This is a genomic window from Kitasatospora sp. P5_F3 (assembly GCF_054049135.1).
This window is the reverse complement of record NZ_JBFUMY010000012.1, coordinates 275,121-297,965: the sequence shown is the minus strand read 5'-3', so window position 1 is coordinate 297,965 and position 22,845 is coordinate 275,121. Positions and strand designations below refer to the sequence as shown.

At 70.1% G+C, this 22,845-nt stretch carries 16 protein-coding genes; 11 read left to right on the top strand and 5 right to left on the bottom strand.

The genetic code is table 11. The features are described 5' to 3' along the window. Positions 1-48 precede the first annotated feature (48 nt). Positions 49-960 (top strand): DUF6099 family protein, encoded by a 912-nt coding sequence (locus ACXJMZ_RS11715; protein ID WP_457029933.1) that lies wholly within the window; start codon positions 49-51, stop codon positions 958-960. A gap of 306 nt (positions 961-1,266) precedes the next feature. On the opposite strand, the gene dapD is transcribed toward ACXJMZ_RS11715, so the two are convergent. After that, positions 1,267-2,256: a 2,3,4,5-tetrahydropyridine-2,6-dicarboxylate N-succinyltransferase gene (dapD, locus tag ACXJMZ_RS11710; RefSeq protein ID WP_457029932.1), complete on the bottom strand. Its 990-nt coding sequence runs from the start codon at positions 2,254-2,256 to the stop codon at positions 1,267-1,269. Between the two features lie 149 nt (positions 2,257-2,405). Here dapD and ACXJMZ_RS11705 point away from each other — a divergent pair, with 149 nt between their 5' ends. From ACXJMZ_RS11705 to argF, 3 genes are all read left to right on the top strand, one after another. After that, a complete protein-coding gene (locus tag ACXJMZ_RS11705) occupies positions 2,406-4,022 on the top strand; it encodes a 3' terminal RNA ribose 2'-O-methyltransferase Hen1 (protein WP_457029931.1) in 1,617 nt (538 codons plus the stop codon). Further along, complete coding sequence (locus ACXJMZ_RS11700; RefSeq protein WP_457029930.1) at positions 4,022-6,622, top strand: polynucleotide kinase-phosphatase; 2,601 nt, start codon at positions 4,022-4,024, stop codon at positions 6,620-6,622. The genes ACXJMZ_RS11705 and ACXJMZ_RS11700 overlap by 1 nt, the downstream gene beginning before the upstream one ends. 151 nt (positions 6,623-6,773) lie before the next feature. After that, positions 6,774-7,775, top strand: a complete 1,002-nt coding sequence (gene argF, locus ACXJMZ_RS11695) for an ornithine carbamoyltransferase (RefSeq protein ID WP_457029929.1) — start codon at positions 6,774-6,776, stop codon at positions 7,773-7,775. Positions 7,776-7,798: 23 nt separating this feature from the next. Here the strand turns inward: argF and ACXJMZ_RS11690 are convergent, their stop codons facing one another. Together ACXJMZ_RS11690 and ACXJMZ_RS11685 are read right to left on the bottom strand one after the other, a co-directional pair. Then, a complete protein-coding gene (locus tag ACXJMZ_RS11690; protein ID WP_457029928.1) occupies positions 7,799-8,320 on the bottom strand; it encodes a superoxide dismutase family protein in 522 nt (173 codons plus the stop codon). A gap of 76 nt (positions 8,321-8,396) precedes the next feature. Further along, complete coding sequence (locus ACXJMZ_RS11685; protein WP_457029927.1) at positions 8,397-8,876, bottom strand: type II toxin-antitoxin system VapC family toxin; 480 nt, start codon at positions 8,874-8,876, stop codon at positions 8,397-8,399. A gap of 354 nt (positions 8,877-9,230) precedes the next feature. On the opposite strand from ACXJMZ_RS11685, the gene acnA reads away from it, so the two are divergent. From acnA to ACXJMZ_RS11660, 5 genes are all read left to right on the top strand, one after another. Beyond that, positions 9,231-11,876 (top strand): aconitate hydratase AcnA, encoded by a 2,646-nt coding sequence (gene acnA / locus ACXJMZ_RS11680; RefSeq protein ID WP_457029926.1) that lies wholly within the window; start codon positions 9,231-9,233, stop codon positions 11,874-11,876. A 122-nt stretch (positions 11,877-11,998) separates the two neighbouring features. Continuing rightward, positions 11,999-13,297, top strand: a complete 1,299-nt coding sequence (locus ACXJMZ_RS11675; protein WP_457029925.1) for a glycoside hydrolase family 18 protein — start codon at positions 11,999-12,001, stop codon at positions 13,295-13,297. Between the two features lie 394 nt (positions 13,298-13,691). After that, positions 13,692-15,092 carry an N-acetylglucosamine/diacetylchitobiose ABC transporter substrate-binding protein gene (gene ngcE, locus ACXJMZ_RS11670; RefSeq protein WP_457029924.1) on the top strand — a complete coding sequence of 467 codons (1,401 nt, stop codon included), beginning with the start codon at positions 13,692-13,694 and terminating at the stop codon, positions 15,090-15,092. Between the two features lie 82 nt (positions 15,093-15,174). Further along, the gene (locus tag ACXJMZ_RS11665) at positions 15,175-16,107 is read left to right on the top strand and encodes a carbohydrate ABC transporter permease (RefSeq protein ID WP_457029923.1); all 933 of its coding nucleotides are present in this window, start codon (positions 15,175-15,177) and stop codon (positions 16,105-16,107) included. A gap of 12 nt (positions 16,108-16,119) precedes the next feature. Beyond that, a complete protein-coding gene (locus ACXJMZ_RS11660; protein WP_057238476.1) occupies positions 16,120-17,064 on the top strand; it encodes a carbohydrate ABC transporter permease in 945 nt (314 codons plus the stop codon). A 51-nt stretch (positions 17,065-17,115) separates the two neighbouring features. On the opposite strand, the gene pepN is transcribed toward ACXJMZ_RS11660, so the two are convergent. Beyond that, positions 17,116-19,680, bottom strand: a complete 2,565-nt coding sequence (gene pepN / locus ACXJMZ_RS11655; RefSeq protein WP_457029922.1) for an aminopeptidase N — start codon at positions 19,678-19,680, stop codon at positions 17,116-17,118. Positions 19,681-19,848: 168 nt separating this feature from the next. Here pepN and ACXJMZ_RS11650 point away from each other — a divergent pair, with 168 nt between their 5' ends. Further along, complete coding sequence (locus ACXJMZ_RS11650; RefSeq protein WP_457029921.1) at positions 19,849-20,484, top strand: mycothiol-dependent nitroreductase Rv2466c family protein; 636 nt, start codon at positions 19,849-19,851, stop codon at positions 20,482-20,484. 52 nt (positions 20,485-20,536) lie between these two features. Here ACXJMZ_RS11650 and ACXJMZ_RS11645 read toward each other — a convergent pair whose 3' ends face one another. Further along, positions 20,537-21,940, bottom strand: coding sequence for an amino acid permease (locus ACXJMZ_RS11645; protein WP_457029920.1), 1,404 nt, complete (start codon positions 21,938-21,940; stop codon positions 20,537-20,539). 268 nt (positions 21,941-22,208) lie between these two features. Between ACXJMZ_RS11645 and ACXJMZ_RS11640 the strand changes: the two genes are divergently transcribed. Further along, a complete protein-coding gene (locus tag ACXJMZ_RS11640; protein WP_457029919.1) occupies positions 22,209-22,808 on the top strand; it encodes a biotin transporter BioY in 600 nt (199 codons plus the stop codon). The last annotated feature ends 37 nt before the right edge of the window (positions 22,809-22,845 follow it).

Below are 22,845 nucleotides of genomic sequence, written 5' to 3'. Positions count from 1 at the left end.
GACGACGACGGTCGGACGGTCGTACGCGAGCGAGGGGAGCGGCGAGGCATGGACGCGCTGCGATTGATCAAGACGGCCCGGCACGCCCTGGCGGAGGCCCGGAGTGCGCCGGACGCACTGGTGGAGGCCTGGCAGGCGGGCCTGCTCACCGAGGCCGTCGGGGCCGGGATCGCCGGGCGGGAGAGCGGGGAGCTGGCAGCCTTGGGGCAGCTGCTCTGCGATGCGGGTGCGCACGCGGTCAGCTGTCTGGAGGAGCCGGGGCCGGCCGAGAGCGCCCAGGAGACGGCGGAGGCGGAGTGGCACCGGGCGGACTGGGGCGGCAACGGCCGGGCCGCCCGGCTGGACGAGCTCGGCGAGCTGGAGCCGGTGCTGACCGAACTCGGCCTGCTGCTCTACGACATGGCCGAGGCCCTGGTGGTGCTGGCCTGCGGGGCGGACGGGGAGAGCCTGTACTGGCGCTGCATCGACGGCGTGGACGCGGGCTCCGAATGCAAGGACGTGGTGGTCGAGCTGCTTCGGACGCTCCGCCGGGAGGCGGCGGAGGTGGAGCCGGTCGATTCAGTGCAGCCGGCAGACAGGGAGGCTGCGGCAGAGGTGGAGCGGGTGGCGACTCCCGGAGGAGCGGTGGCCGGGGCCGGACCGGCGGAGAGCCAGGGGGTGCCGACCTTGGTCGTCCCGCTGGGGCCGCCGGTCACGGCGCGAGGCGGTCAGCCCCGGGCGGCGGACCCGGCGGAGCGGTCGTCCGCGTCCCGCTGCTCGCCGGTCCGCCCGGCCGAGGACTGCAGATCGGCGTCCAGTCCCGCGAGGTTGGCGTTCAGGTCGGCGAGCATGCGCTGCATCTGCTCCAGCAGGGTGCCGGGCGAGGCCGCCGGGGCGGGCGCGTCCTGCTGCGGTGTAACGGGTGCCTCGGACCAGGGCTCGGACATGAGCGGACCCCTCCAGCTCGGTAGTGCGGTGTGAACCGACGGGCGTCGGTGGCAGAGCCGCCGCTCGGGCAAGCGGCCCCGCCGGTCCAACGACCTCTGCCGACACCCGGTCACCCCAGACCACTCGTAGAGGTCCAACACCCGCCCCCGGTCAGCCTCAGGGGTGATCCCGGTTTGCGGCTCGCCCGGCCACTGGGCTACGCGGCCCGGCCCGTACCGGGCCGCCACCCACGGGCCTGCCGGACACGCCGGAGGCGCGGCCGCCGGTTGCCCGGCCCCGCGCCTCCATCGCCCTGGCTCAGTCCTGCCGGTCCACAGACCGACCGACCCTGACGGGAGATCAGTTGTGAGCGTGCAGCTCCGCGTTGAGACCGCCCCACGAGCCGGACCGCGCGATGACCTCGACGGCGCCGCTCTGCGAGTTGCGGCGGAACAGCAGGTTGTCCTGGCCGGACAGTTCGACCGCCTTGGCGATCTTGCCGTCCGGGGTGGTGACCCGGGTGCCGGCCGTCACGTACAGACCGGCCTCCACCACGCAGTCGCTGCCCAGCGAGATGCCGATGCCGGCGTTGGCGCCGAGCAGGCAGCGCTCGCCGACCGAGACGACCTGCTTGCCGCCGCCCGAGAGGGTGCCCATGATCGAGGCGCCGCCACCGATGTCGCTGTTGTTGCCGACCACGACACCCGCGCTGATTCGGCCCTCGACCATCGAGGTGCCCAGGGTGCCCGCGTTGAAGTTGACGAAGCCCTCGTGCATCACGGTGGTGCCGACGGCCAGGTGCGCCCCGAGCCGGACGCGGTCCGCGTGCGCGATCCGGACACCGCTCGGCGCGACGTAGTCGGTCATCCGGGGGAACTTGTCGATCCCGTACACGGCCAGCTGCCCGCCCTGCGCACGGACGGCGAGCCGGGCCCGCTCGACCTGGTCCACCGGCACCGGGCCGATGGAGGTCCAGGCGACGTTGGCGAGCAGGCCGAAGAGGCCGTCCAGGTTCTGGCCGTGCGGCTGGACCAGACGGTGGCTCAGCAGGTGCAGGCGCAGGTAGGCGTCGTGCGCGTCGATCGGCTTCTCGTCCAGCGAGGCGATCGTGGTCCGCACCGCGACGACCTCGACGCTCCGGCGGGCGTCGGCGCGCAGCGCCTCGGCGGCGCCGGCGCCAAGAGCGGCGTCGGCCTCCTCGGCGGTCAGCCGGACGGTGCCGGCCGGGCCGGGGGCAGCGGCCAGCTCCGGGGCGGGGTACCAGGTGTCGAGGATGGTGCCGTCGGCGGCGATGGTCGCCAGGCCGACGGCCAGGGCACCACTTGCGAGGGAGGAGGTTTCAGCAGTCACATCGAGCACGTTAACGAATCACCGCCCGGGCTGACGAACACGCTCACCGTGCGGACATCGGACCACCCCTCCGAACAGCGGTCGCGTGGCCCCTCACCTCGGGGAAAACCCGATGCCGCACTCATCCGCGGTCAGCAATACTCGGACAGGTGTTCATCTCGATCTCCACCACAGGCACGGCCGAACGCCCGGCTTCCGACCTGGGCTTTCTGCTCCACAAGCACCCCGACAAGGTGCAGCGCTTCTCCACCTCGCACGGTGTGGCCCACGTCTTCTACCCGGAGACCGGCACCGAGTCGTGCACGGCGGCGATGCTGCTGGACATCGACCCGATCGCACTGGTCCGCAAGGGCCGGGGCAAGGGTCGCGGGGGCTCACCCGACTTCGCCCTGGCGCAGTACGTCAACGACCGCCCCTACGCAGCCTCCTCGCTGCTCGCGGTCGCGTTGCGGACGGTGTTCCGTACGGCGATGAAGGGTGTCTGCGAGCAGCGTCCCGGCCTGGCCGAGCAGCCGCGCCCGTTTCGGATCGCGCTGCCCGCCGTGCCCGCCAACGGCGCGGGGGAGGAGGGCGGCCCGGCCATGGTGCGGCGGCTGTTCGAGCCGCTGGGCTGGCAGGTCGAGGCCACCGCGATCCCGCTGGACGAGACCTTCCCGGAGTGGGGCGACTCCCGCTACGCCCGGGTGGAGCTGTCCGCCGAGATCCGGCTGGCCGACGCGCTGCAGCAGCTCTACGTGCTGCTGCCGGTGCTGGACGGTGCCAAGCACTACTGGGTCGCGCCCGACGAGGTGGACAAGCTGCTGGCTGCGGGAGAGGGCTGGCTCGGGACGCACCCGGAGCTGGCACTGATCACCCGTCGGTACCTGGCCCGCCGCTGGTCGCTGACCAGGGCGGCGCTGGAGCGGCTGGAGCTGGCCCGGCTGGCCGAGGCCGACGACCGGGAGGCCGAGGAGCTGGACAACGCCGTCGACGACACGCTCGAATCCAATGACACCACCGAGCCCGACGACACACCGGAGTCCAACAGCGGACCCGAGCAGCGACCCGACCTGACGGTGGCTCAGACGTCCAAGCCGGTCAGCCTCGGGGTCCTCCGCCGGGAGGCGATCCTGGCCGCGCTGGCCGAGGTCGGCGCCGTCCGGGTACTCGATCTCGGTTGCGGGCAGGGCGAGTTGGTGGAGGCGCTGCTGAAGGACGTTCGGGTCACCGACGTGCTCGGTGTGGACGTGTCCTCCCGTGCCCTCACCGCCGCCGCCCGCAAGCTGCGGCTGGACCGGATGTCGGAGCGTCAGGCGGCCCGGGTCCGGCTGGTCCAGGGCGCGCTCACCTACACCGACGACCGGCTCAAGGGGTACGACGCCGCGGTGCTCTCCGAGGTGATCGAGCACCTCGACCTGCCCCGGCTGCCCGCGTTGGAGTACGCGGTGTTCGGCTCGGCACGCCCTGGTGCCGTGGTCGTGACCACCCCCAACGTCGAGTACAACGTCCGCTGGGAGACCCTCCCGGCCGGCCACGTCCGGCACAGCGACCACCGCTTCGAGTGGACCAGGGCGGAGTTCCTGGCCTGGGCCGAGCGGATCGCGGCCGACTACGGATACTCCGTCACCGTCCGTCCGGTCGGTCCGCTGGACGAGCAGGTCGGTGCGCCGACCCAGCTCGCCCTGTTCCGCCGCACCTCCGAAGCCGGATCCACAGCCGCCGCCACAGCCGCCGCCACAGCCGCCGCCACCGCAACGACCGTCACCACCGAAGGGAGCGCAGCCTGATGACCACCGACACCGACGCCGGAACCCCGGCCGAGCGCCCGTCCACCCGCTCCCTTCCCGTCACCGACGTCTCGCTGGTCGTCCTGGTCGGCACCAGCGGCTCCGGCAAGTCCACCTTCGCCCGTCGTCACTTCCGCCCGACCGAGGTGGTCTCCTCGGACTTCTGCCGTGGCCTGGTGGCCGACGACGAGAACGACCAGTCGGCCTCGGCCGATGCCTTCGACGTGCTGCACTACATCGTCGGCAAGCGTCTGGCGGCCGGCCGCCGCACCGTGGTGGACGCCACCAACGTCCAGCCGGAGAGCCGCAAGCAGCTCGTCAAGCTGGCCCGCGACCACGACGTGCTGCCGATCGCGATCGTGCTCGACCTCCCGCAGGAGGTCTGCGCCGAGCGGAACAAGGCCCGCCCGGACCGCCAGTTCGCGGCGCATGTGATTCCCCGTCAGCAGCGCGAGCTGCGCCGCTCGCTGCGCGGCCTGGAGCGCGAGGGCTTCCGCAAGGTGCACATCCTGCGCGGTGAGGCCGAGGTGGCCGCCGCCGAGGTGGCCACCGAGAAGCGGTACAACGACCTGCGCGAGCTCACCGGCCCGTTCGACATCGTCGGTGACATCCACGGCTGCCGGTCCGAGCTGGAGACTCTGCTCACCACCCTCGGCTACGCCCTGGCCAGGGACGAGCAGGGCCGCCCGGTGGACGCGGTCCACCCCGAGGGCCGGACCCCGGTCTTCGTCGGTGACCTGGTCGACCGCGGCCCGGACAGCCCGGGCGTGCTGCGTCTGGTGATGGGCATGGTCGAGGCGGGTCACGCGATCTGCGTGCCCGGCAACCACGAGAACAAGCTCGGCCGTTGGATGGACGGCCGCAAGGTCACCGTCTCGCACGGCCTCCAGGAGAGCATCGACCAGCTGGCCGAGGAGAGCGAGGAGTTCCGGGCCCGGGTCCGTGCGTTCATGCGCGGCCTGGTCAGCCACTACCTGTTGGACGGCGGCAACCTGGTGGTCTGTCACGCCGGTCTGCCGGAGAAGTACCACGGCCGTAACTCCGGCCGGGTCCGCTCGCACGCGCTGTACGGCGACACCACCGGTGAGACCGACGAGTACGGTCTGCCGGTCCGTTACCCGTGGGCGGAGGAGTACCGGGGCCGGGCCCTGGTGGTCTACGGCCACACCCCGGTGCCGACCGCGAGCTTCGTCAACAACACCATCTGCCTGGACACCGGCTGCGTCTTCGGCGGCAGCATGACCGCGCTGCGGTACCCGGAGCGTGAGCTGGTCACGGTCGAGGCGGAGCAGGAGTGGTACGCCCCGGTCCGGCCGCTGCACACCGATGCGCCGGGTGGCAGGGAGGGCCGTCCGCTCGACCTCCAGGATGTCGCGGGCCGTCGGATCGTGGAGACCACCCAGCACGGCCGGGTCTCGATCCGGGAGGAGAACGCGGCTGCCGCGCTCGAGGTGATGAGCCGGTTCGCGCTCGACCCGCGGCTGCTCGCCTACCTGCCGCCGACCATGGCACCGGTCGCCACCTCGCGCCGGGACGGGTTCCTGGAGCACCCGGAGGAAGCCTTCCTCGGCTACCGCAACGACGGGGTCCAGCAGGTGATCTGCGAGGAGAAGCACATGGGCTCCCGCGCGGTCGTGCTGGTCGCGCGCGACCAGGCGGCGCTGGAGCGCCGGTTCGGCCTGGCCGGTCCGGGCGCGATCTGGACCAGGACGGGCCGGGCCTTCCTGAACGACAGTGAGCTCACCGACGCGGTGCTGGAGCGACTCCGGGCGGCGGCCGAGCGGGCCGGGCTGTTCGAGGAACTGGGCACCGACTGGCTGTTGCTGGACGCGGAGCTGATGCCCTGGTCGCTGAAGGCGGTCGAGCTGCTGCGCCGTCAGTACGCGGCGGTCGGTGCGGCGGCCGGTGCCGCGCTGCCGGAGGCGCTCGCCGCACTCCGGCTCGGTGCCGGCCGTGGCCTGCCGCTGGATGAGCTGATCGGGCGTCAGCAGCAGCGTTCGGCGGACGCGGCGGCGTTCACCGTCGCGTACCGGCGCTACTGCTGGCCCACCGAGGGCCTGACGGGTCTTCGGCTGGCCCCGTTCCAGGTGCTGGCGGCCGAGGGGACGAATCTCGCGGTCCGTTCGCACGACGAGCACCTCGGCTGGATCGACCGGCTGGTGGCGGCGGACGACCCGGTCGCGCCGATCCTGCACCGGACGGGGCGGCTGCTGGTCGACACCTCCGACGAGGCCTCGGTCGCGGCCGGTGTCGCCTGGTGGGAGGAGCTGACCGGGGCGGGCGGCGAGGGCATGGTGGTCAAGCCGCTGGCCTCGCTGGTCCGCGGCGGGGCCGGCGGCCGGGGCGGCCTGGTCCAGCCCGGTGTGAAGGTCCGTGGCCGGGAGTACCTGCGGATCATCTACGGTCCGGACTACACCGAGCACCTCGGCGAGCTGCGTCAGCGTTCGCTCGGCCACAAGCGTTCGCTCGCCTTGCGGGAGTACGCCCTCGGCCTGGAGGCGCTGGACCGGTTGGCCGGGGCCGAACCGCTCTGGCGGGTGCACGAGGCGGTCTTCGCCGTCCTGGCGCTGGAGTCGGAGCCGGTCGACCCCCGGCTCTGATCCCCGGCTCCGACCCACGGCTCCGACCCACGGACCCAGGCGGGCCACCCACGCGGGCGGGTGGCCCGCCACGCCCACCTCCCGTTGCATAAGAATTCTGGAAGTCGTATACACTTCCCGTCTCATTGTCCCCGCAACCCAGGAGCCCGGCATGGCCTTCAACCTCCGGAACCGGCACTTCCTCAAGGAGCTGGACTTCACCGCGCAGGAGTTCCGCTTCCTGCTCGAGCTGTCCGCCCAGCTCAAGGCCGCGAAGTACGCGGGGACCGAGCAGCCCCGACTGACCGGCAAGAACATCGCGCTGGTCTTCGAGAAGACCTCCACCCGGACCCGTTGCGCCTTCGAGGTGGCCGCCCACGACCAGGGTGCCAGCACCACCTACCTGGACCCGTCCGGCTCGCAGCTCGGCCACAAGGAGTCCATCAAGGACACCGCCCGGGTGCTCGGCCGGATGTTCGACGGCATCCAGTACCGGGGCCACGGCCAGGTGCTGGTGGAGGAGTTGGCCACCCATGCGGGCGTCCCGGTCTGGAACGGGCTGACCGACGAGTGGCACCCCACCCAGTCGCTGGCCGACATCCTGACCGTCGTCGAGCACAGCACCAAGCCGCTGGAGCAGACCACGCTGGTCTACCTCGGCGACGCCCGCTACAACATGGGCAACTCACTGCTCGTCACCGGAGCACTGCTCGGGATGGACATCCGGATCGTCGCGCCGCAGCAGCTCTGGCCCGCCCCTGAGGTGCAGAAGGCGGCCCAGGCGCTGGCCGAGACCAGCGGCGCCCGGATCACCCTCACCGAGGACGTCGCCGAGGGCGTGGCCGGCGCCGACTTCCTCTACACCGACGTCTGGGTCTCGATGGGCGAGCCCAAGGAGGTCTGGGCAGAGCGGATCGCGCTGCTGAAGCCGTACCAGGTCTCGATGGAGACGATCCGGGCCACCGGCAACCCGGCGGTGAAGTTCCTGCACTGCCTGCCGGCCTTCCACGACCTGGGCACGGAGGTCGGCAGGCAGCTCTTCGAGGTCAGCGGCCTCAGCGAGCTCGAGGTCACGGACGAGGTCTTCGAGTCCGCCCACTCGGTGGTCTTCGACCAGTCCGAGAACCGCCTGCACACCATCAAGGCGATCCTGGTGGCGACGCTGGGCTCCTGAGGCGCTGGGCTCCTGACCGGCCCTCAGAAGTCCACGTTGACGCAGCCCACCCGCTGCGCCAGGGCGTGCCCGTGCCCGTCCTCTCCGGCGTGCAGCACCACCGAGCCGGCCTCGCCGTCCCGGAACTCCCACTCCACGGTGGTGCTTGCGGTGGCGTGGCCGGTCCCGTCGGTGCGCAGCGCCAGCCGGAGCTCGTTCCGGTCGTTGGCGTAGGCGGGGTCGGTGGAGGGCTGCACCGGGTCCCGCCGGTCCTGGTAGTGCGGGCCGGAGTCGGCCGGTACGGTGCCGCAGCCACCGGTGTGCGCGTGCACCGGGTAGACGTGACCGGGCGTCAGTCCGTCCACCGTCATCGAGACGGTGGTGTGTCCCGACGCCCGGTGCACCACGATCCGGGCGTCCGCGCCGTAGGGGACGGCGTCCGGGGCGAAGCTGACGGCGGTGGCGGGCACGATGCCGTCCGGCCGGTCGAAGGTGGCCTCCACCGTGTGGGCGGGTGGGAGCAGCGGCTGCAGCAGGGCGAGCGCCAGGACAGGGGCGGCGTACATGAGCGGGCCTTTCCGGAGAGGTTCAGCCCCAAGCTGCCAGTTCCGGCCGCGCCGGGGTGCACCCCGCCCCCGGAAGTCACCCGTACGGGGCGTCCGCCACGAGGCCGCCCGAGTAGCCCAACCCGGCGGGCCGGGTCGCCACCCCGGGGGCGTCACGGGCCGGATCGATGCCCCGGATCTCGCAGCGCGGCCCGCTGGCCCGCATCAGCCGCAGATCCGCCGTCACCAGCGGCACCCCGAGCTGCTCCGCGACCGCGACGTACGCCGCGTCGTCGGGCGTCAGGTTGTCCTTGAGCTCCCAGACCCGCCCGAGCAGCGGGGTGACCGAGATCTTGCGGATGGTCAGCCCGGGCAGCTCGGCGGCCAGTTCGGCCACCCGCTCGGCCGGTACCTCGCGGGCCAGGTAGAGCCCGCGCAGGGACTGCATCACCTCGATGAGCACGTGCTCAGGTGCGGCCCACTCCTGGTCCGCCGCCAGCTCGGCCCGGGCGGCCTCACCCCGGGGGCCCTGGTCGGCCAAGGCCAGCACCAGCGCGGAAGCATCGACGACGATCACGGGAAACACCCTCCGACACGCAGACGGACACGGACAAGCAGACCAGCAGAAACACGCGCGCACGCACGCGCGCGACGACCACGGATCCGCCCCACCGTAGCCTGACGGCGGGTCAGCACGACGGCCCGGTGACCGGCCCGTGCGGAGCGGCGAAGTTGCGTGATGAACAGGGGCCTGCCTGACGCGGCGCTCACCCGGGCATGCACTATGGTTTATCTCGACATCGAGATAACTCCGCGCTATGGTTTATCTTGACGTCAAGATACTTGCCGAGAGGCGTACGCCCCCACCGGAGGCCGGGCGGGCCCAAGTTAGGGTCACCTTACCACCGGGTGGATCCAAAAGGAGTCAGTCGTGTCCGCGAACAGCTTCGACGCCCGCAGCTCGCTGCAGGTGGGCGACGAGTCGTACGAGATCTTCAAGCTCTCCGCCGTCGAGGGTTCCGAGCGGCTGCCGTACAGCCTCAAGGTGCTGCTGGAGAACCTGCTCCGCACCGAGGACGGCGCGAACATCACCGCCGACCACATCCGGGCGCTGGGCAACTGGGACGAGAACGCCCAGCCGAGCGAGGAGATCCAGTTCACGCCCGCCCGCGTGATCATGCAGGACTTCACCGGTGTCCCCTGCGTGGTCGACCTGGCCACCATGCGTGAGGCCGTGAAGGAGCTGGGCGGCGACCCGGCGAAGATCAACCCGCTGGCGCCGGCCGAGCTGGTCATCGACCACTCCGTCATCGCCGACAAGTTCGGCACCCCGGACGCCTTCGTCCAGAACGTCGAGATCGAGTACGGCCGCAACAAGGAGCGCTACCAGTTCCTGCGCTGGGGCCAGACCGCGTTCGACGAGTTCAAGGTCGTCCCCCCGGGCACCGGCATCGTCCACCAGGTCAACATCGAGCACCTGGCCCGCACCGTCATGGTCCGCAACGGCCAGGCGTACCCCGACACCTGCGTCGGCACCGACTCGCACACCACCATGGTCAACGGCCTGGGCGTGCTGGGCTGGGGCGTCGGTGGCATCGAGGCCGAGGCCGCGATGCTCGGCCAGCCGGTCTCCATGCTGATCCCGCGCGTGGTCGGCTTCAAGCTGAGCGGCGAGCTGCCGGCCGGCACCACCGCCACCGACCTGGTGCTCACCATCACCGAGATGCTGCGCAAGCACGGTGTGGTCGGCAAGTTCGTCGAGTTCTACGGCGCCGGCGTCACCGCGATCCCGCTGGCGAACCGCGCCACCATCGGCAACATGTCGCCGGAGTTCGGCTCGACCTGTGCGATCTTCCCGATCGACGCCGAGACGATCAGCTACCTCAAGCTCACCGGCCGCTCGGCCCAGCAGCTGGCGCTGGTCGAGGCGTACGCCAAGGAGCAGGGCCTCTGGCACGACCCGTCGGTCGAGCCGGTCTACTCCGAGTACCTCGAGCTGGACGTCTCCACCGTCGTCCCGTCGATCTCCGGCCCGAAGCGTCCGCAGGACCGGGTGATCCTGGCCGAGGCGGCCGAGAAGTTCGCCGAGGTGCTGCCCGCGTACTCCGCCGAGGCGTCGAAGCCGACCGCCGTCACCGCTCCCGACGGCAGCAGCTACCAGATCGACAACGGCGCGGTCGTGATCGCCTCGATCACCTCCTGCACCAACACCTCCAACCCCTCCGTCATGCTGGGCGCCGCCCTGCTGGCGAAGAAGGCCGTGGAGAAGGGCCTGCACGTCAAGCCCTGGGTCAAGACCACCCTGGCCCCCGGGTCCAAGGTCGTCATGGACTACTACGAGAAGGCCGGCCTCATCCCCTACATGGAGAAGCTCGGCTTCAACCTGGTGGGCTACGGCTGCGTCACCTGCATCGGCAACTCGGGCCCGCTGCCCGAGGAGGTCTCGGCCGCCGTCAACGAGGCCGACCTCGCGGTCGTCTCGGTGCTCTCCGGCAACCGTAACTTCGAGGGCCGGATCAACCCCGACGTCAAGATGAACTACCTGGCCTCCCCGCCGCTGGTGGTCGCCTACGCGCTCGCGGGCAACATGAACATCGACATCACCCGGGACGCGCTCGGCCAGGACCAGGACGGCAACGACGTCTTCCTCGCTGACATCTGGCCTTCCGAGAAGGAGGTCGCCGACACCGTCGCGTCCTCGATCGACGAGGCGATGTTCGACAAGGGCTACCAGGACGTCTTCGCCGGTGACCACCGCTGGCAGTCGCTCCCGATCCCGACCGGCAACACCTTCGAGTGGGACGCCGAGTCCACCTACGTCCGGAAGCCCCCGTACTTCGAGGGCATGGCCAAGACCCCGAGCCCGGTGAACGACATCGCCGGCGCCCGCGTGCTGGCCAAGCTGGGCGACTCGGTCACCACCGACCACATCTCCCCGGCCGGCAACATCAAGCCGGGCACCCCGGCCGCGCAGTACCTCACCGAGAACGGTGTGGAGAAGCGCGACTTCAACTCGTACGGCTCGCGCCGTGGCAACCACGAGGTGATGATCCGCGGCACCTTCGCCAACATCCGGCTGCGGAACCAGATCGCCGAGGGCACCGAGGGCGGCTACACCCGCGACTTCACCCAGGCCGACGCGCCGGTGTCGTTCATCTACGACGCCTCGCAGAACTACCAGGCCGCCGGCATCCCGCTGGTCGTCCTGGCGGGCAAGGAGTACGGCTCGGGCTCGTCCCGTGACTGGGCGGCCAAGGGCACCGCGCTGCTCGGCGTCAAGGCCGTCATCGCCGAGTCCTACGAGCGCATCCACCGCTCGAACCTGATCGGCATGGGCGTCCTGCCGCTGCAGTTCCCGGAGGGCCAGACCGCCGAGTCCCTCGGCCTGACCGGCGAGGAGACCTTCTCCTTCACCGGCGTGACCGAGCTCAACGAGGGCCGCACCCCGAAGACCGTCAAGGTCACGGCGGGCGACGTCAGCTTCGACGCGGTGGTCCGGATCGACACCCCCGGCGAGGCGGACTACTACCGCAACGGCGGCATCCTGCAGTACGTGCTGCGTAGCCTCATCGGCTAAGGCGCAGAACAGGAGGCATCGAAGCGGTCCGGGCCTCTTGTGCGTTCGCGCGCAATGGACTAAACCTCTCAATCAGCACATGGTCCAGACCAATTGACGCTGATTCAGAGAACGGGTCCCGCATGCCCAGAAGAACCTCTGCACTGCTCGCGGCCGTCACCATCGCCGCCGTACTGGCCCCCACCACGGCTCAGGCCCACGCCACCCCGCGCCTGAACGGCGAGCGGGTCGGTTACTTCACCCAGTGGGGCGTCTACAGCGGCTTCTCGTTCAAGAACGTCCAGACCTCCGGCCAGGCCGCGAAGCTCACGGTGATCAACTACGCCTTCGGCAACGTGAACGCCGAGGGCAAGTGCTTCGAGGCCAACGAGGCCGGGGTGGGCGACGCCTGGGCCGACTACCAGCGCCCGGTCGGCGCCGAGGAGTCGGTGGACGGCCAGGCCGACGCCGCCGAGCAGCCGCTGAAGGGCAGCTTCAACCAGCTGCGCAAGCTCAAGGCGAAGAACCCCCAGCTCAAGGCCGTGATCTCGCTGGGTGGTTGGACCTGGTCGAAGTACTTCTCGGACGCCGCGCTGACCGATGCGTCCAGGAAGGCCTTCGTCTCCTCCTGTCTGGAGCTGTACGTCCGGGGCAACCTGCCGCAGCTCGGATCGGCCGAGGGCGGCACCGGGGCCGGCGCCGGTGTCTTCGACGGCATCGACCTCGACTGGGAGTACCCGGGCGGCGGTGGCGACGCGGGCAACGTGGTCCGCCCGGAGGACGGTCGCAACTTCACCCTGCTGGTGCAGGAGTTCCGGCGTCAGCTGGACGAGTTGGGGAAGAAGTCGCGGCAGCACTACCTGCTGACCGCCGCCGTGGCTGCCAACGAGACCGTGGCGGACCGGCTGGAGCTCCCTAGGGTCGCCAGGTCGGTCGACTGGCTCAACCTGATGACCTACGACCTGCACGGCCCCTGGGAGGGCACCGGGCCGACCGCCCACCAGGCCAACCTGTTCGCGGACAGCGCAGACCCCTCGCCGCAGCAGCGCAGTGGTGACAAGGTGGTCAGGCACTACATAGAGCGTGGCCTGCCGGCCCGTCAGGCCGTGCTCGGGGTGCCGTTCTACGCCCACGGCTGGACCGGTGTGCAGCCGGGTCCGAGGAAGAACGGCCTGTACCAGCCCGCCACCGCGGCGGTGCCCGACCTGCCGTACAAGGAAGTGAAGAACCTGCCGGGTACGGTGCACACGGACTGGCTGCGCGGAGCCAGCTGGAAGTACGACGGAACGACGCTGTACACCTTCGACACTCCCGAGGTGCTCAGCTACAAGGCCGCCTACTCGCGCTTGAACGGCCTTGGTGGTGTGATGCTCTGGGCCCTGGACAACGACGACAGCAACGGCACCCTGGTGAAGGCGCTGGACAAGGGTCTGAGGTTCTGACGGCGGTTCAACCCGTGACCTGAGCCGGGCCGAACCCGCGCTCGACCCCACGCGCAGTTTCGTGCGTCACTGTTCTGTGATGCGCGAAGCTGCGCGTTTCTATGTTCAAACGAACACAAGCGCGCTAGATTCTCCTGCATCGACGGGCCGGATGGGCAAATATGCAGGCCCCCTGCACATTGCACATGCTGCATCGCCGACAACGCTTTGGCCCCCAGGGGCCGCATCAGGCGGTTCGGCTATTGCTGTCAGATGAACAGTGGACTATACCTTTGCCCATCACAGAAACCGCCTCTGACCGGCCCCTTGGCCGCTGGGCGCGCCTCACTGGCAGGAATTGACGATCCGTCAGTACCTGTACGCATCTTCTGGACACCGAGGGGTTAGGGCACTCATGGGCTCTGCAACCGAGTACAACCGCCGTGACATCTTCAAGCGGGCCGCGGCCATCACCGTGCTCGCGGCCGGCAGCGGCTCGCTGCTCGCCGCCTGCGCCGGTGGCAGTGGCAGCAGCGACAGCAAGAAGGCCGGCGAGTACAACCTGAAGGACGCCAAGAACCCGTTCGGCGTGGACCCCAAGAAGGGTCTTGAGGCCTTCATCTTCGACGGTGGCTACGGCAAGGACTACCTGGCCGCGTTCGCCGCGATCTACGCCAAGACCTACCCGGACGCCAAGATCGACCAGCAGGCCGACAAGGACATCACGGGCAAGCTGCAGCCGCGCTTCAACGCCGGCTCCCCGCCGGACGTCATCGACGACTCGGGCAACAAGCAGATCAAGCTCGACGTGCTGGCCAAGGACAAGAGCCTGGTCGACCTGGCCCCGCTGCTGGACGCGCCGTACATCGACGACCCGTCGAAGAAGGTCCGCGAGGTCCTGATGCCCGGGACCATCGAGTCCGGCACGATCGACGGCAAGGTCTACAACCTGTCGTACGCGTACACCATGTGGGGCCTGTGGTACTCCGGCAAGCTCTTCAAGGACAACGGCTGGACCGTGCCGAAGACCTGGGCCGACTTCATCACCATCTGTGAGCAGGCCAAGGCCAAGGGCATCGCCCCGCTCGCCCACCAGGGCAAGTACCCGTACTACATCAACGTCGCCATCCTGGACATGATCGCCAAGCAGGGCGGCCTCGACCTGATGGCCCGGATCGACAAGCTCGACCCGACCGCGTGGGACGACCCGGCCGTGAAGACCGCCGTCGAGGCGTTCTTCCAGGTGGTGGAGAAGGACTTCCTGCTCCCCGGCACCAACGGCATGACCCACACCGAGTCGCAGACCGCGTGGAACCAGTACAAGGCGGTCTTCATCCCGTCCGGTTCCTGGCTGGAGAACGAGCAGCTCGCCTCCACCCCGGCCGACTTCGAGATGACCTTCCTGCCGATGCCGTCGCTCCCCGGCGACAAGCTCCCGTTCGAGGCCATCCGGGCCGGCTCCGGCGAGCCGTTCGTGGTGCCGACCAAGGCCAAGAACGTGCCCGGCGGCCTGGAGTTCCTCCGGATGATGCTGACCAAGGAGGCCTCGGGCAAGTTCGCCCAGGCCGCCAACAGCCTCACCTGCCTCAAGGACGGTGTCGGCCCGGACGTCCAGCTGAAGCCGGGCACCAAGTCCACCGTGGTGGCGCTGAAGGCGGCGGGCGACAAGGTCTTCAACTTCCAGTACCCGAACACCGCGAGCAAGTTCGACGAGGACCTGCAGAACGCCTCCGGCGAGCTCCTGGCCAAGCGCATCACTCCGGCGGAGTGGATCAAGCGCGCCAAGGAGTCGGCCACCAAGAACAAGAGCGCCTGACCGGCGATGTGTTCCGGCGCACCGGGGGCCTCCCGCACCAGGCCCCCGGTGCGCTCACGCCTGACGGACAGGAGATGTGACCATGCGTCACGGCAAGTACCCCTTCATCGTGGGGTTCCTCTTTCTTCCGATCCTGCTGTACGTGGGCCTGGTGCTCTGGCCCTACGCGCAGACGTTCGGATACTCCCTGACCGACTGGTCCGGGCAGAGCCAGGAGATGAACTTCGTCGGCCTGGACAACTACACCAAGCTCCTCGGTGACGAGGTCTTCCTCGGCGCGCTCTGGCACAACCTGCTCCTGCTCGCCGTGCTTCCGGTCGCCACCATCCTGATCGCGCTGTTCTTCGCCTTCATGCTCAACGTGGGCGGCAAGGGCGGCACCGGCGGTGTCCAGGGTGTCGCGGGTGCCGCCTTCTACAAGGTGGTCTTCTTCTTCCCGCAGGTCCTGTCGATCGCCATCCTGGCGGTGCTCTGGCAGGCGGTGTACCGCAGCGACGGCGCGGGCCTGGCCAACGGCGCGCTGCTCAAGCTCGGCCTGGGCGACCCGCAGCACCCGGTCGAGTGGCTGAACGACCCGAACCTGGTGCTCTGGTGCATCATGGGCGTCCTGATCTGGGGCGGCGTCGGCTTCTACCTGGTGCTGTTCTCGGCGGCCATGCAGTCGATCCCGAAGGACATCTACGAGGCGGCGCTGCTGGACGGCGCCAAGCGTGGCCAGACCTTCTTCAAGATCACCCTGCCGCTGCTCTGGGAGACCATCCAGACCGCCTGGGTCTACCTCGCCATCGTGGCGATGGACGCCTTCGCGCTGGTCGCCAGCATGACCCCGGGCCGCACCTACGGCGGTGGCCCGGACCACCACAGCGAGTTGATGTCGACGTACCTGATGCGCAACTTCCTCGCCTTCGGTGAGGCGGGCTACGCCTGCGCGATGGGTGTTGTGATCTTCTTCTTCACCCTCATCCTGTCCGTCGTCTCGCTGCGGGTCACCCGGCGCGAGCGCATCGAGTACTGAGCGGGGCATGGCATGAGTACCAGCATCGACAAGACCACGACCGTTCCGGCCCAACGCTCCGTCAAGCCCCGGCCGCCGGCCAAGGAGGCGCGCTTCGCCGACGGCGGCGGGGTGCTGAACGTGTTCTCGCACGGCTTCCTGGCCATCTGGGCCCTGCTGATCCTGTTCCCGCTGGCCTGGGTGGTGCTCGGCTCGTTCAAGACCGACACCCAGATCAACACCAGCGCCTGGAGCTGGCCGACCTCCTGGAGCTTCAAGAACTTCGGCAGCGCCTGGGAGAAGGGCATCGGCGGCTTCTTCGCCAACACCCTGATCGTGCTGGCGGGTTCGCTGACCCTGACCATGCTGCTCGGCGCGATGGCGGCCTACGTGCTGGCCCGCTACGAGTTCAAGGGCAACCGGTCGATCTACTTCCTGTTCGTCGCGGGCGCGATGTTCCCCGTCTACCTCGCGCTCGTCCCGCTGTTCTTCATGGTCCGCAACCTCGGCGAGATCAGCCCGTACCTGGGTCTGAACAGCTACGGCGGCCTGATCCTGGTGTACACGGCGTACTCGCTGCCGTTCACCGTGTTCTTCCTGCACTCGTTCTTCCGCACGCTGCCCACCGCGATCCACGAGGCGGCCATGCTGGACGGCTGCTCGCACGCGCGGGCGTTCTTCCAGGTGATGGTGCCGATGGCCAAGCCCGGCCTGATCAGCGTCGGCATCTTCAACGTGCTGGGGCAGTGGAACCAGTACATCCTGCCGGTCACCCTGATGCAGCCGACCTCGGCCGGCGAGGCCGACCACTCGATGCTGGCCCAGGGCCTGGTCAACCTCGCCCTGCAGTCCGGTTACAAGAGCGACGCCCCGGCGCTGTTCGCGGGTATGACCATCGCGATGCTGCCGGTGCTGGTGGTGTACCTGTCCTTCCAGCGGCAGGTGCAGTCGGGTCTCACCTCGGCCACCCTGAAGTAGTCGCCCTGAAGTAGTGCCCACTTGTCCAAGTGGGCGGCCCCTTCAGTGCGTTCAGCCCTGGTCGACCGCCTGCGCGCGCAGCGCGCGGGCCAGGTCGTCCCGGCACTCCAGCACCAGGCGGCGCAGCGCGGGAGCGGCGCCCTGGTGCCCCGTCAGCCAGGCGTCGGCGGCGGCCAGCGTCGCCTCGTCGGTCTGGAACCGCGGGAAGAAGCCGCCGACGATCCGCATCGCGATCTCGATCGAGCGCTGGGCCCAGACCGACTCGATCACGTCGAAGTAGGCGTCGGTGTACCCGGCGGTCAGCTCGCGCTGGCCGGGCTGGGCGAAGCCCGCGATCTGGGCCTCCACCAGCGCGTTCGGCAGCTCGTCGGACTCCACCACGGAGGCCCAGGCGGTGGCCTTGGCGCCGGGGGTGGGCAGGGCGGCCAGACCGTGCGTCAGGTGCTGGCGCCCGCTCGCGGTGTTGTCCAGCTCCAGCTCGCCGCGCAGCTGCTCGGGGGTCGCCCGCCCGGCCGAGGCGAGGGACAGCCAGAGCGCCCAGCGCAGTTCCTGGTCCACCGCCAGACCGTCGATCCGGGCGGTGCCGGCCAGCAGGCCCTCGACCAGCTGGAGCTGCTCGGACTGGTCGGCGGTCAGCGCCAGGAACCGGGCCCAGGCCAGCTGGTGGTCGCTGCCGGGTTCGGCGGCGCGCAGCTCGCGCAGCGCGCAGGCCGCCAACTGCCGTGCGCCCGCTGCCCGGTGGTCCGGCGCGGCGTACAGGTCGAGGGCGCTCTTGGCCTGCTGGTGCAGCGACTGCAGCACCCCGATGTCCGACTCGGGGCCGGCGAACCGGTCCACCAGGTCGAGGTAGTCCCGGGTCGGCATCAGCCCGTCCCGGGTCAGGTTCCAGGCGGCCGACCAGGCCAGCGCGCGGGACAGCGGATCGGCGATCTCGCCGAGGCCCTCGCGCAGGGTCTCCAGCGAGTGGTCGTCGAACCGGATCTTGCAGTACGTCAGGTCGTCGTCGTTCAGCAGCACCAGCGCCGGGCGCGGCTTGCCGGCCAGCTCGGGCACCACGGTGCGGGCGCCGTCCACGTCCAGCTCGACCCGCTCGGTGCGCACCAGCGCGCCGTCGGCGTCCCGCTGGTAGAAGCCGATCGCGATCCGGTGCGGGCGCAGCGTGTCGCCGTCCTGGAGCACGGCCAGCTCGGTGATCCGGCCCTCGGCGTCCACGGTGAGCTGCGGGGTGAGCGAGTTGACCCCGGAGGTCTGCAGCCAGGCGGCGGCCCAGGAGGTGAGGTCCCGTCCGCTGGTCGCCTCCAGCGCGCCGAGCAGGTCGCCGAGCACGGTGTTGCCGAAGGCGTGCCGCTTGAAGTACTGCCGGGAGCCCTCGAAGAACGCCTCCGCGCCGACGTACGCCACCAGCTGCTTGAGCACCGAGGCGCCCTTGGCGTAGGTGATGCCGTCGAAGTTGAGCTTGGCGTCCTCCAGGTCACGGATGTCGGCCGTGATCGGGTGGGTGGTGGGGAACTGGTCCTGCCGGTACGCCCAGGCCTTGCGCCGGTTGGCGAAGGTGATCCAGGCCGCCTTGTACTTGGTGCCCGCGCCGATCAGGGCGTACGAGCCCATGAAGTCGGCGAAGGACTCCTTCAGCCAGAGGTCGTCCCACCACTTCATGGTGACCAGGTCGCCGAACCACATGTGCGCCATCTCGTGCAGGATGACGTTGGCCCGGCCCTCGTACGCGGCCTCGGTGACCTTCGAGCGGAAGACGAACTCCTCGCGGAAGGTCACGCAGCCCGGGTTCTCCATCGCGCCGATGTTGTACTCCGGGACGAAGCACTGGTCGTACTTGCCGAACGGGTACGGGTAGTCGAACTCGGCGTGGAAGAAGTCCAGGCCCTGCTTGGTGACGGTGAAGATCTCGTCGGCGTCGAAGTACTTCGACAGCGACTTGCGGCAGGTCGCCGCGAGCGGGATCTCCAGCGTCGAGCCGTCGGCCGACTCGCGGCTGTAGTGGTCGCGTTCGACGTGGTACGGGCCGGCCACCACGGCGGTCAGGTAGGTGGAGATCGGCTGGGTGGGGGCGAACTCCCAGACCCGGGCGGTGCCGTCCTCGGTGATCGCGGTGTGCACCGCGTTGGCGTACACGTCCCAGGCCGCCGGGGCGGTCACCGTGAAGGTGAACGGGGCCTTCAGGTCGGGCTGCTCGAAGTTGGCGAACACCCGCCGGGAGTCGGCCGGTTCGAAGTGCGTGTAGAGGTAGGTCTCGCCGTCCACCGGGTCGACGAAGCGGTGCAGGCCCTCGCCGGTCCGGCTGTAGGCACAGTCCGCCTCGACCACCAGCAGGTTCTGCTCGGCCAGGCCGGCCAGCGTCACCCGGGTGCCGTCGAAGACCTCGGCCGGGTCCAGGGAGCGGCCGTTCAGGGTCACCGCCCGCACCTTCGGGGCCAGCAGGTCGGCGAAGGTCGCCGCCCCGGCCTCGGTGGAGCGGAAGGCGATGGTGGTGGTCGACCGGAAGGTGGCGGCCGTCGGATCGACGGCCGAGGTCAGGTCGAGGTGGACGCGGTAGCTGTCCACGGAGAGGATGGCGGCCCGCTGCTGGGCTTCCTCGCGGCTCAGGTTCTTGCCCGGCACGGTGGTTTACTCCTCTGTCCGGCTCGCACGGTCTCTGTCGGGAGGTCGTCCCAGGCGCATCCTTTCACGGGGGCCGCGTGGTGCCATTGCACAGGTCCGCCGGAATCAGTGGCGGCCGGCCGCTGTTGCTGACCCGTGGAACCGCCCATACGAGCGAAGGACGCGTCAGTGACGACCGCAGACTCCAAGAAGATCGCCGACTTCTGGTTCGACCCGGCCTGCCCGTGGGCCTGGATGACGTCCCGTTGGATGCTGGAGGTGGAGCAGCTCCGCCCGGTGCAGACCCGCTGGCACGTGATGAGCCTGTCGGTGCTGAACGAGCACCGCGAGGACCTGCCGCAGCAGTACAAGGACTTCGTCGCCAAGGGCTGGGGCCCGGTCCGGGTGCTGATCGCCGCCGCCCAGGCGCACGGTGACAAGGTGCTCGGCCCGCTCTACACCGAGCTGGGCACCCGCTTCCACAACCAGGGGCTGCCCAACGAGCGGGCCACCATCGAGGCGGCCCTGGTCGCGGCCGGTCTGCCGGTCGAGCTGGCCGACGCCGCCGACTCCACCGAGTACGACGAGGCGCTGCGCGCCTCGCACGCCGAGGGCATCGGCCTGGTCGGCGAGGACGTCGGCACCCCGGTGATCGCGGTGGACGGCCCGGACGGCGGCCGGGTCGCCTTCTTCGGCCCGGTGGTCACCCCGACCCCGCGCGGCGAGGCCGCCGCCCGGCTGTGGGACGGCACCCTGCTGGTGGCGGGCACCCCCGGCTTCTACGAGATCAAGCGCACCCGCACCGCAGGCCCGTCCTTCGAGTGACGGCACGCCGATGGGCCGGTACGCGACGCGCGTACCGGCCCATCGGCGTTGCTCAGGCGTTCCGGCGTTGCTTCCAGTAACCCGCCGCGGCCAGCGCCGCGACCAGGACCCCTGCGGCGTAGAGCTGGTCGCGGTTGCCCTCGGTCGTGGTCATCAGGGCCAGGATGCCGACGTTCGCGAGCAGCGCGGCCCAGGTCAGGTACGGGTAGCCCCACATCCGGACGGTGAGCAGCTCGGGCGACTCGCGCTCCAGCCGTCGGCGCATCCGCAGTTGGGCGACGCAGATGAAGATCCAGACCACCAGGATCGCCACCCCGGTGGTGTTCATCAGCCAGGTGAACACCGTGTCCGGCCAGACCTTGCCCGCCAGCACCGCGCCGAAGCCGAAGGCGCAGGAGACCAGCACGGCCAGGCGCGGCACGCCGCCGCTGACCTTGGCCAGCACCCTCGGCCCCTCGCCCCGGCCGACCAGCGAGTAGGCCATCCGCGAGGCGCCGTAGATGTTGGCGTTCATCGCGGACAGCAGTGCGATCAACACCACGGCTTGCATGATGGTGTCCGCGCCAGGGACGTCCAGGTGCCGAAGCACCGTCACGTACGGGCCATCCGAGGCGACCTGCGGGTCGTTCCAGGGCACCAGGGTGACCACCAGCGCCATCGACCCGATGTAGAAGACGGCGATCCGCCAGACCGCGGTGCGCACCGCGTTCGCCACGTTGCGTTGGGGGTTGTCCGACTCGGCAGCGGCGATGGTCACCGTCTCCAGCCCGCCGTACGCGAAGACGGAGGCCAGCAGGCCGACGATCAGACCGTCCATCCCGTTCGGCAGAAAGCCGCCGTGACCGGTGAGGTTGGCGGTGCCGGGCGCCCCGTCGCCGAGGACACCGGCCACACCGAGGACGCCGAGGGTCAGGAAGGCCACGATCGCGGTGATCTTGACGGCGGCGAACCAGAACTCGAACTCGCCGAAGTTCTTGACACCGGTGAGGTTGCTGGCGCAGAAGAACGCCATGAAGACGGCGACCCAGGCCCAGCCGGGTACGTCCGGGATCCAGCCGTTCATGATCGTCCCGGCGGCGGTCGCCTCGGCCGCGACGCCGCAGCAGAGCATCACCCAGAACATCCAGCCCGCCGTCACTCCGGCCCAGGGCCCGATCTCCCGCTCGGCGTGCACCGAGAAGGAACCGGAGGACGGCCGGGCGGCGGACATCTCGCCGAGCATCCGCATCACCAGCATGACCAGCAGGCCGGAGAGCGTGAACGCCAGGATGATGGCCGGGCCCGCGGCGGCGATGCCCTTGCCCGTGCCGACGAAGAGACCGGCACCGATCACGCCGCCGAGCGCGATCATCGACAGGTGACGCTGCTTCAGGCCGTGGGACAGCTGCCCGGACGGGGCGGGCCCGGCCGACTGCTCGGTCTGCTCCAGCGTCGGCTGGGGAGTGGGGGACGTCATCAGGCGGGTCCAGACTCTGTACGGATAGCGGGAGGACCCGTTCACTATTCGGTACGAACGGTGGGCATGCCAAGATCCAGGGCAAGGAGACCGCCATCCGGACGATCATCTGACGGAAAGTGATCGCTTCTTCACTCGTACTGGCTGGAACAGGTCGGACACGACAAGTCGGTGCACTGCCTCTTGGTCGGATCCGACGCCCTCGCCGGCCCGGGCGACGACATAGGTTCACAAGTGATCACCCAACGAGTCGTCAGGAGACCCGCCCATGGCCACCGCCACGTCCGCCACCGCCACCCCGGTCCTCGCCGACCTGCTCCCGCAGGCCGGCTCCCGGTTCGGCGCCCAGGCTCGCGAACTCGCCCTGGCCGCCGGGGGAGCGGCGGTCACCGGCCTGGCCGCCCAGCTCTCGGTGCCGGTGCTCGGCTCGCCGGTCCCGGTCACCGGCCAGACCTTCGCCGCCCTGCTGGTCGGCACCGCGCTCGGCACCCGGCGCGGCGTCGCCGCCCTCAGCCTCTACCTGCTGGCCGGGATGGCGGGCCTGCCCTGGTTCGCCGGCGGCAGCTCCGGCTTCGCGATGCCCAGCCTCGGCTACGTGGTCGGCTTCGTGCTGGCGGCCGGCCTGGTCGGCGCGCTGGCCCGGCGCGGCGCGGACCGCAGCCCGCTGCGGACGGCCGGCGCGATGCTGCTCGGCACCCTGGTGATCTACGCCGTCGGAGTCCCGTACCTGGCCGCCTCGCTGCACGTCCCGCTGGCCCGCGCGGCCGAACTGGGGCTCTACCCCTACCTGGTGGGCGACGCGCTGAAGCTGGTGCTGGCGATGGGCGCGCTGCCGCTGGCCTGGAAGCTGGTCCGGCGCGCCTCCTGATCCGACCTGCCGACGGCGGTCCGGGGACCCGCGCGTG

Bases quoted from the DNA above. Each gene is read 5' to 3' on its own strand.
- ACXJMZ_RS11675 (WP_457029925.1), top strand. From the start codon at position 11,999: ATGCCCAGAAGAACCTCTGCACTGCTCGCGGCCGTCACCATCGCCGCC.
- ACXJMZ_RS11665 (WP_457029923.1), top strand. From the start codon at position 15,175: ATGCGTCACGGCAAGTACCCCTTCATCGTGGGGTTCCTCTTTCTTCCG.
- ACXJMZ_RS11715 (WP_457029933.1), top strand. From the start codon at position 49: ATGGACGCGCTGCGATTGATCAAGACGGCCCGGCACGCCCTGGCGGAG.
- ACXJMZ_RS11700 (WP_457029930.1), top strand. From the start codon at position 4,022: ATGACCACCGACACCGACGCCGGAACCCCGGCCGAGCGCCCGTCCACC.
- ACXJMZ_RS11640 (WP_457029919.1), top strand. From the start codon at position 22,209: ATGGCCACCGCCACGTCCGCCACCGCCACCCCGGTCCTCGCCGACCTG.
- argF (WP_457029929.1), top strand. From the start codon at position 6,774: ATGGCCTTCAACCTCCGGAACCGGCACTTCCTCAAGGAGCTGGACTTC.
- ngcE (WP_457029924.1), top strand. From the start codon at position 13,692: ATGGGCTCTGCAACCGAGTACAACCGCCGTGACATCTTCAAGCGGGCC.
- ACXJMZ_RS11690 (WP_457029928.1), bottom strand. From the start codon at position 8,320: ATGTACGCCGCCCCTGTCCTGGCGCTCGCCCTGCTGCAGCCGCTGCTC.
- ACXJMZ_RS11660 (WP_057238476.1), top strand. From the start codon at position 16,120: ATGAGTACCAGCATCGACAAGACCACGACCGTTCCGGCCCAACGCTCC.
- ACXJMZ_RS11645 (WP_457029920.1), bottom strand. From the start codon at position 21,940: ATGACGTCCCCCACTCCCCAGCCGACGCTGGAGCAGACCGAGCAGTCG.